The sequence below is a fragment of the Pseudomonas sp. SDO5271_S396 genome, from assembly GCF_054071795.1.
The window spans coordinates 1-1,839 of the sequence record NZ_JBSVWB010000110.1 but is presented as its reverse complement, the minus strand read 5'-3'; the positions used below and the strand labels follow the sequence as shown (position 1 = coordinate 1,839).

General features: G+C 58.4%; 1 protein-coding gene. It reads left to right on the top strand.

The window, feature by feature from the left end:
- Positions 1 to 458 precede the first annotated feature (458 nt).
- Positions 459 to 1,751 carry a group II intron reverse transcriptase/maturase gene (ltrA, locus tag ACW9IN_RS30060; RefSeq protein WP_017341082.1) on the top strand — a complete coding sequence of 431 codons (1,293 nt, stop codon included), beginning with the start codon at positions 459 to 461 and terminating at the stop codon, positions 1,749 to 1,751.
- Positions 1,752 to 1,839: the final 88 nt, after the last annotated feature.

Sequence of the window (1,839 nt, the reverse complement as noted above, 5' to 3'; positions counted from 1 at the left end):
TTTTTTATGTGCGCCCAGCATGGGCGCAATCTTGTGGGTGAAAGTCCCGCCGTAAGCTGACCACAGCGAACGAAGTGAAGCGCAACTGCATGAGGGCGACCGAGTGTGGGGAGGAAGCGTGAATCGAAACCGCGAGCCGATGTACAAGAACCGGATACAAGGCGAAGCCGACCAGGGCGAGCGGGCATAAAACCGCGAAGCTCTTGTGGTCAAGGGTCAGGCAGCGTAAATCCGGCGGTTGTGCGGTGAAGGATTGCGTTCTTACCTGGGGAGATCTCGCCTTGTGCCTGAAAGGGCGACGGCGCGAGTCGGAGCGAGAAGTCAGCAGAGGCCGTAGTAGTCTTTTTTTTGACGAAGGGCCGAACGAGAGAAAGCGTCATAGGCCATGTTGATGCGAAAGACCGGAAGTCAGATGCCTGCCAAACGCGGGGCGGACGGAGATAACGAGCGGTGAAACCGTGAGAAATCCTGTCAGCGACGAGGTCAATCGCCCGCAAAATGAACCCGATAACGCAGGACAAGGGCTGCTGGAACGGGCCTTTGCGAGAGAAAACCTGAAACGGGCGTGGAAACGGGTCAAGGCCAACAAAGGTGCAGCGGGAGTCGACGGTCTGGATATTGATCAGACGGCCGAGTACCTGCTGACCCAATGGGCGGGGATTCGTGAACAGCTTCTTTCAGGAGTCTACCGGCCCAGTCCGGTACGGCGTGTGGTCATTCCCAAACCTGACGGCGGTCAACGCGAGTTGGGTATCCCAACGGTCACCGACCGTTTGATCCAACAAGCGTTGCTGCAAGCCTTGCAGCCATTACTCGATCCGACCTTCAGTGAACACAGCTACGGCTTCCGTCCGGGACGCTGTGCGCAGGACGCCGTTTTAGCGGCTCAGCGCTATGCCTCTTCAGGACGTAAAGTGGTGGTGGATGTTGATCTGGAGAAGTTCTTCGACCGGGTCGATCACGACATCTTGATGGATCGTTTGCGCAAACGGATTACGGATCAGGCGGTTATCCGGCTGATTCGCGCCTATCTGGATGCGGGAACGCTGATCAATGGCGTGGTCGAGAAAAGCCGCTGCGGGGCGCCGCAAGGCGGCCCACTGTCGCCGTTGTTGGCGAACGTGCTGCTGGACGAAGTGGATCGGGAGCTTGAACGCCGAGGCCATTGTTTCGTGCGCTATGCCGACGATGCGAACGTGTATGTGCGCAGTCAGAAGGCGGGGCAGCGGGTAATGGCCCTGCTGAGGCGGCTGTACGAAAAGCTGCACTTGAGCGTCAACGAGAGCAAGAGTGCAGTGACGAGCGCGTTTGGTCGCAAGTTTCTGGGCTATGAGTTGTGGTCAGCCCGAAGTGAAGTCAAGCGCGCGGTCTCTTATAAGGCGCAGAAACAGTTCAAGCAGCGTATCCGCTGGCTTACCCGGCGCTCCTGCGGGCGTAGCTTGCAACAGGTCGCAGATAATCTCCGGCCTTATCTTTTGGGCTGGAAAGCCTACTTCACGTTGTCGCAAACACCGGCAGTCTGGCGCAAGCTGGACGAATGGATACGACATCGACTGAGAGCGATCCAGCTCAGGCAGTGGAAGCGTGGCCCTACGATCTATCGAGAGCTGCGGACACTGGGGGCGAGCCAGCAGGTGGCGCAGAGGGTGGCCAGTAACTCTCATCGCTGGTGGCGTAATAGCCGTTTTGAGTTGAATCGTGTGCTGAATATTGCGTGGTTCGACAGGCTGGGATTGGCGCGCCTCTCATAACCTCAATCTCTCGAACCGCCCGGTGCGGACCCGCATGCCGGGTGGTGTGGCAGGGGAGCGGCCTATGAAGCCGTCCCCTATGCCGATT